This window comes from Lysobacter korlensis (assembly GCF_042434515.1).
Genome location: NZ_JBHLTG010000024.1, coordinates 1 through 6908, shown reverse-complemented (window position 1 = coordinate 6908; position 6908 = coordinate 1). Strand labels below are relative to the sequence as shown.

Sequence of the window (6908 nt, the reverse complement as noted above, 5' to 3'; positions counted from 1 at the left end):
GAGGCGAGCCCAGCCGATTGCGAGAAGCCGGCCGGGGCGAGCGACTGGATGGGGCGACGAACTGCACCGGGGCGTACAACCCGCCAGCCGGCCTTCACGCTAAAACACCGGCCATTCCGCTGCGGCCTAACACCTGAGTTAAGCCGAACCGCGAAGCGGTTTCGGCGTGGACGAATTGTTAGCCGGCTATCCGGAGCTTCCGATACGCCGGCGTGAACGACAGCAACAGCAGGCCTAGGCCTGCTGCCACCGAGAACGACTCGACCACCAGCATAGGAGCGGCGAACTCGCCGTGGAACTCAGAAGACCTGCCCCAGAACGGCACGGCCACAGCCAGCCACCCGATTGACATGCCACGAATCCATGAGTGGAGCCACGCCAGGCCCTTCTGGACGCTATATGCCACGAAGAGGTCTAGGAAACCCAGCAACGGAACGTAGTACTTGGCCGCACCCGTTTCATACAGGGGCGACAGAACCACGTATCCGAGGCCACTGACTGTAAGCGCCACGACAGTGCCTTTTACTAGGTACGAGCTGTCCCGAACTTCCATAGCCGGCTAACACCTGAGTTAAGCCGAACCGCGAAGCGGTTTCGGCTTGGACGAATAGTTAGGCAGCGCCAACCAAGTGACTGCAGGCCTTTCGCGGAAGAGTACCGGCTGATGCGGCCGGGGGAGACGGGCCTACACGGTTGCCGGACTCGAGGCGCCTGTAACCCTCGGAGAACCCTCAGCCAGCCGAGGCGCAGAACGAGCAGCGACACCTTTGCGGCCGAAGAGCAGGTTCAAATCAATGCTGCGTTTGGCGCCGCCTAACACCTGAGTTAAGCCGCGCCGCGAAGCGGCGTCGGCTTGGACGAATTGTTAGGCACGAGCTCTACGAAAGCGTCCCAGTTACGGGCTCGCGGGCTTGTCTGTCGACCGGACGGCTGCGATCGCTGTGATGAGAAACGCGAAAATCATCGCGATCCCAACGGCCATGAGCCCGAAGCGTACGTTACCGAGACTCGTGAACACGATGCCGAGCGCGTTGAGCATCATGCCCACCATGAGAAGCGGCATCAGGCGAGCGACTTTTGCGTTCTTGAACTTGGTCATGGCTCCTCCCCAGAGCACAATCAGAGCTTCCACGCTACCTGAAACCAGCAGCCGTGCCTAACACCTGAGTTAAGCCGCGCCGCGAAGCGGCGTCGGCTTGGACGAATTGTTAGGTGGCGTTGCCGTGCCACCCGCACACTTAGGGTCCGGGAAAGCACCGAAACCTTCTGGGACGACTTTTATTGCCCATTGACGCCTCAGCCGCGCCACCACTCTTTCGGAGAAGGCGCGGGCCGCAGGAGTGTCCGGGTTGAAGCCAACAGTAATGTCGTAAGGGTGCAGGCCCAAATTGCCAGCCGTGAGGCCGTAACCGTCTGCCTCCAGGCCTACATGTACCAGCCTCCCGTCGGTGTGGATATTTTTTCCGCCCGGCCTAAGCACCTTTAGGTCTCGCGTAGTGGCTTCGGCGCCGTCGATGTAACGCATCTGCTCAGCATGAGCAATGTCCTGCAAAGCATTTTTGAATGAAGTTACGCCTTGCGCATCTCCAACGCAGAACTGGACCTGGAGGAACGGGTGCTCCCCGCTGCAAGAGCTGAGCAGAAGGACAGCGACCCACGTAGAGGCAAGGGCTCTACAGAAAGATCGCTGGCGGTGAACTCTCATTAGCCACCTAACACCTGAGTTAAGCCGCGCCGCGAAGCGGCGTCGGCTTGGACGAATTGTTAGGCCGAATTGGCGACGATGCTCGGATAACCGCCCCAAGCCACCCGCCAAGCGACCGACAGCCGAGACACTACTGCAAGACCGGGACGAGCACACCTGGAGCCGGGCCTTACCGAAAGCGCCGCCACCGACCGGCCAGCATGGGCCGAGCGAACTCATGGCGAATCCGGCCGCCGCTGTGAGCGATCCGGGGCGAAGGGTGCGGATGGCCGAAGGGCCGGCCGGGGGCGTGCCTACTCGCTAGCCGGCCTTCCGTGCAGAACATGGCTTGTTCCAATGCGGCCTAACACCCAAGTTAAGCCGGCCCGCCCGAGAACCCGTCTGGAGTTCTGGAGCCGTGAAGCGGGCTCGGCTTGAACGCGTAGTTAGGCCCGAAAGAGTCCGAAGCACTTGGACACTTGCTGGCCGGAAAGAAAGCGTGAGGCCGCGCCGAACCCTCACAGCAACGAGCCGATCTTACCCGTCCGGAGCGTCCGAAGGCAGGACACTTGCAGGCGACTGTATGGGGGGCGCCCGCCAAGAAGCCACAGTGCCTAACGCTTTCAGTTAGGCCCGAGAACCGAGCCGGGCGCGGGCCGAAAGAACGTAGGGCCCGATGTGTCCGAAGGCAGCCAACCGTCCCGAGCGAACTTGCGAGCGCTGCGACGAGAGCTACGGCGCCTCTGCCTCAGTCCGGTTGTAGTGGGAGGCCGAGCAGAGCTGCACTGACCAAGACAGCAACTGCTACCCGCCTAACACCTGAGTTAAGCCGCGCCGCGAAGCGGCGTCGGCTTGGACGAATTGTTAGGCGGCGTACGGTGACGCAGCGCCGCCATGGCCTTTATTGCGCTGAAACTCAGTGCTCGTGAACCACTGGACCGCACTGGCCGGTGATCGGCTCAACGCATCGTGTAGCGCGACACAGGCCTTCTTAGTCTGCTCGTGCGCGTTCCGGCCACGCAGACGGTCTGGCAATGATATGCGCGGCTCACAGATGATGAGCCAAGGCACGCAGTACTGCAGCATAAGCCAGACGATTGCGTCCCCGGCCGTACAGTCTACGGCCCACCCGTATGAGCTGTGCTGGTAAACGGCGCCGACATCGTGCCCGTGCGCCACAAGCGACGCAGGCAGCTGCTCCAAGATTTCGCAGCCAGGCGGGTCCTGCTCGCTCTCACCATCCGGTCCGGGCGGCGGGTCGCCGGGCCATCCAAAGCTAACCAAAGTTCGCAAATCCATGAGCTGCCCTTAGCCGCCTAACACCTGAGTTAAGCCGCGCCGCGAAGCGGCGTCGGCTTGGACGAATTGTTAGGCGCCAATTTAGCCGAACTGGACCGCGACTAGATCTGCCCGCTGTGGCCGCGCGTCCTCCCGGAGACTGGCCCGCGCCTCCGCGTACTGATGGTGCTTACCATGGTGCAGCACCAGATAGATGTCGCATCCAGCTCGTACCCACCAGATCCGCTTCGCCAGACCTCGAAGCCATACAGCGGGACCTGATGGGCCTCAAGCATTGCAATGAACTCTACTGCCCGCTCGGGGGAAAGCCCGCGCTCGTTAATCCCCTCCAAAGCCGCCTGGCCGTGCTCCTCCAGAAACCCCAGGAGTGCGGTGTACAGCTCCGAGTACCTTCGATCTCCCATTGGCGCCTAACACCTGAGTTAAGCCGCGCCGCGAAGCGGCGTCGGCTTGGACGAATTGTTAGCCCTCATGCCCGTTCACTTGCGACAGGAGCTCTAACAGGTACTCACGGTCTGGTGTTTCGACCGTGGACAGAACCGCGTTACAAGCGACCAAGTCCTGCTTGGTGGGATGGAGCTGCTGCTGACTGATGATGGACAGCGCCTCACCCGTTGCCTCGTAGCCACCTTCCGCGGCCCAGCGAAACAACTGAGCAAACCGCCCCTGGCAGTCGAGCTCGGACAGAGCATAAATGAGAGAGCCTCTTGCATCTCGGTTGTCGGGGTGCTCGATGGCCGCGATCAAGGGCTCCACGGCAGAGCTATTGCCCAGATCCATAAGCGCAATCGCTGCAGCATTTCGCTCAGTCGGCTCCTGCGACTTAAGCGCTGCGAGCAAATGGGCGGGTAGAGGAGTGTCCAATGAGGGCTAACACCTGAGTTAAGCCGAACCGCGAAGCGGTTTCGGCTTGGACGAATTGTTAGGCAACATGCCGAGGCAGCGCCAGATAAGCCTTACCCGCCGAGCTGGTACTGAAGGCGGCGGAGCAGTTGTGCTGGTGTTCCACGGGCGCTCGCGACCGGAAATGCACTTTTCCATTGTGCCGGATCTTCCAGACGAGGAAGCCAAGCCGGCTCAGGCGCCCGACCGCCGACGTCAGCTCTTCAAAGCTCACGTCCCGCTCGTAGGCCGTGCCCATGATCGGTCGAGCCTGCCTAAAGTGCACCCATTCGTCCTCTGCCAAAGCAAGAAGCCGATTCTGGAAGTCGGTGAGCAGTGGACTCTCCAATGTTGCCTAACACCTTGAGTTAAGCCGACCCGCCCGAGAACCCGTCTGGAGTTCTGGAGCCATGAAGCGGGTTCGGCTTGGACGAATTGTTAGGGGGTGTGGCCCGGGACGCGAGGCTAAACCCGCATGCCGATAACCGCAGACCCCGTTCCGTGCGAAGGCTAGCAGGCCAAGCCAACCGGCGCCTGCCCGAAAGACCCTGAGGCGTTGAGCGGCCGAAGCCGCGTTGCAGCCGAAGACCGGAACCGCGAGCTGAAGGGAGCGGCGGACGGTGGCGAAAGATTCTCGTTGCTGCCGAAGCGAGCGTGTCCGACGTGGCAATCTGGCCGAGGAGCGAGTTGCACAGGACCTCCCGCCGCACGCCCTAACACCTTGAGTTAAGCCGACCCGCCCCAGAACTCATCTGGAGTTCCGAAGCTACGAAGCGGATTCGGCTTGGACGAATTGTTAGGGGGTGTGGCCCGAGATGCGAGGCTGAACCCGCATGCCATGAGCCGCAAACCCTTACTTGTGCGAAGGCTAGCAGGCCAAGCGGGCCGACGCTTGCCCGAAAGACTGTGACGCGCGGGGCAGCCGAAGCCGCGTTGCGACCGGAGACCAAATGGCTGAGCCGAAGGGAGCGCTGGCCGATGACGACAGGGCCTGGTTGGTGCCGAAGCGAGCCTGTCCGTCCCTGGGATCTGTCCGAGGAGCGAGCTGTAAAAGACTTCCCGCCGCACGCCCTAACACCTGAGTTAAGCCGCGCCGCGCAGCGGCGTCGGCTTGGACGAATTGTTAGGCATTAGCGACGTCTCGCTCACCAGCCGACTTGCGGTGGAGTAGCCATACACCAGTGCCTGTTCCCGCTACCAAGGCCAGCCCCATTACTGCGTACTCGATTGTTGCGAGGAGCACCGGGCTAGCTGGAACGCTGTAAGGCACGAGCGACAGCATGGCGAACGCCACCCCTTCTCCGAGGACGGCTGCAAGGAGTCCATGGGTCAGCGGCCGAGTTTGAACCCGATACGCCAAAGAAGCGAAGACCGCGGCGTAAGCCACCAGAAGCACCGCCTGTGTGCCGAAGTACGCGACATACAGCGCGCTAGGCTTGGCCGAGACGGGGCGTGGCTCGTAGAAGCCGGCTAGGATGCCTGCCGCGAGAAGCAGGAGTGCGTGCGTTGCGATGCTTTTCCAGTGCACGACGTACTGCCCTCTAATGCCTAACACCTGAGTTAAGCCGAACCGCGAAGCGGTTTCGGCTTGGACGAATTGTTAGGTGCCAGCCTACTTAGGCCGCGGCTACCTATTTCGGATGCTAGCCCAAGAGCTATCGGACCAGTAGAAGTCTGATTTGGAGAACCAGACCGCCGCTAGCCCGATGAGGATCTCTTTGGCCTCGACAGTGAACGCGTGAGCGACGGTGACAACCCTTTCAGGCCCCCGTGATGCCTTGCGAAGGGCTTTCGCTAGGGTTTTGGAGTCGACGATGCTCGAGGACTCGCCGCGCATTCCAGGAAAAGCGATGACCGTGTAGGTCGGGTCACGGAGCAGACTGTCGTCTAGGGCGTCGTGGAACTCCGGAGAAATCCGCGAGCGTACGGCAGCGGCCGGTACGTGGTTGAAGATTTTCGGCTTGATCGACACCGTCAGCTGGCACCTAACACCTGAGTTAAGCCGAACCGCGAAGCGGTTTCGGCTTGGACGAATTGTTAGCCAGCATGCCGGGCGGTGACACGGCTCAGCAAGCGGCCAACAAGGGCGCCGACGAGCATGCCTACGAGAGCCGGATAGGAAACACCACTGACAAGGAAGTGACCTGTCACCGCGCCAAGCAGTGCTCCCGCCAAGCTGAACAAGGCGGCGCGGCGCTCGGCCGAGGCCCTCTCGAGGGCGCGCTGCAGGGCAAGGTGAGTTTTCTCCTGCAGTTCGAGTTCCGCAGCCAGTAGCGCTTCGGACTTCGCATCTGCTTGTTTTCTGTCAGTCACTGCAGAACTTCCTTGCTGGCTAACACCTGAGTTAAGCCGCGCCGCGAAGCGGCGTCGGCTTGGACGAATTGTTAGGCCCCGCCTCGGCGTCACGGACAGGGCGAACCCATACTTTTTCAAGTCCGTGGATCTCGAACACGGGTCCCTCGGGGGCGCACTGCAGCCGGCCAGAGAAGATTGCGGAAAACGTGTTGTGCAGATAAGCCTGTGGCCGGTAAGCATACGAGAGGATCTTCTCGCGCTGAGCAGGGGCAGTGACGGCAAAGCGCACGGGTAGGCCCGGGGTATTAGTGCCTGGGCCGTCACGTAGTGAAGCCCCGTGGCGGCTGGCGTGCAAGTATCCGGGAACCCGAACCTCGCGTGTAACGCATGGCTTCCCGGTGGCGAGAGCAGCGACAGCGCCCATGCGCTCCGTTTCGGCGTGAACTGCGAGCGCCGGAGCAGAGGCGATCACTACCATCAAGACGCCTCGGATCTTCATGCGGGGCCTAACACCTGAGTTAAGCCGCGCCGCGAAGCGGCGTCGGCTTGGACGAATTGTTAGGCCACATCTACGGCTGGCACTCCGACCGGATGGACCTGACCGTGCCGGACTCTACCGCGATCTGTAGCCAGCACGGAAAGTCAGACTCGGGGTAGTACTCCATGTACCGGCCGTCCTCTCGCACTGCCACCAGCGGCTTGCCGTAGAGCGCCTCAACCTTAGCGAAGGGCTGGCCCGGGCAAGCGC

The 6908-nt window shown here is 61.8% G+C and carries 6 protein-coding genes; all 6 read right to left on the bottom strand.

Going from position 1 to position 6908, the window contains the following annotated elements:
* Positions 1-178: 178 nt before the first annotated feature.
* Positions 179-553, bottom strand: a complete 375-nt coding sequence (locus ACFFGH_RS34080; protein WP_386677352.1) for a hypothetical protein — start codon at positions 551-553, stop codon at positions 179-181.
* Positions 554-895: 342 nt separating this feature from the next.
* A complete protein-coding gene (locus ACFFGH_RS34075) occupies positions 896-1099 on the bottom strand; it encodes a hypothetical protein (RefSeq protein WP_386677350.1) in 204 nt (67 codons plus the stop codon).
* Positions 1100-3445: 2346 nt separating this feature from the next.
* The gene (locus tag ACFFGH_RS34070) at positions 3446-3823 is read right to left on the bottom strand and encodes a HEAT repeat domain-containing protein (RefSeq protein ID WP_386677354.1); all 378 of its coding nucleotides are present in this window, start codon (positions 3821-3823) and stop codon (positions 3446-3448) included.
* Between the two features lie 82 nt (positions 3824-3905).
* The gene (locus ACFFGH_RS34065) at positions 3906-4214 is read right to left on the bottom strand and encodes a hypothetical protein (protein WP_386677348.1); all 309 of its coding nucleotides are present in this window, start codon (positions 4212-4214) and stop codon (positions 3906-3908) included.
* A 1278-nt stretch (positions 4215-5492) separates the two neighbouring features.
* A complete protein-coding gene (locus ACFFGH_RS34060; RefSeq protein ID WP_386677346.1) occupies positions 5493-5837 on the bottom strand; it encodes a hypothetical protein in 345 nt (114 codons plus the stop codon).
* A gap of 65 nt (positions 5838-5902) precedes the next feature.
* On the bottom strand, positions 5903-6178 hold the full coding sequence (locus ACFFGH_RS34055; RefSeq protein ID WP_386677344.1) for a hypothetical protein: 276 nt from the start codon (positions 6176-6178) through the stop codon (positions 5903-5905).
* Positions 6179-6908 lie beyond the last annotated feature (730 nt).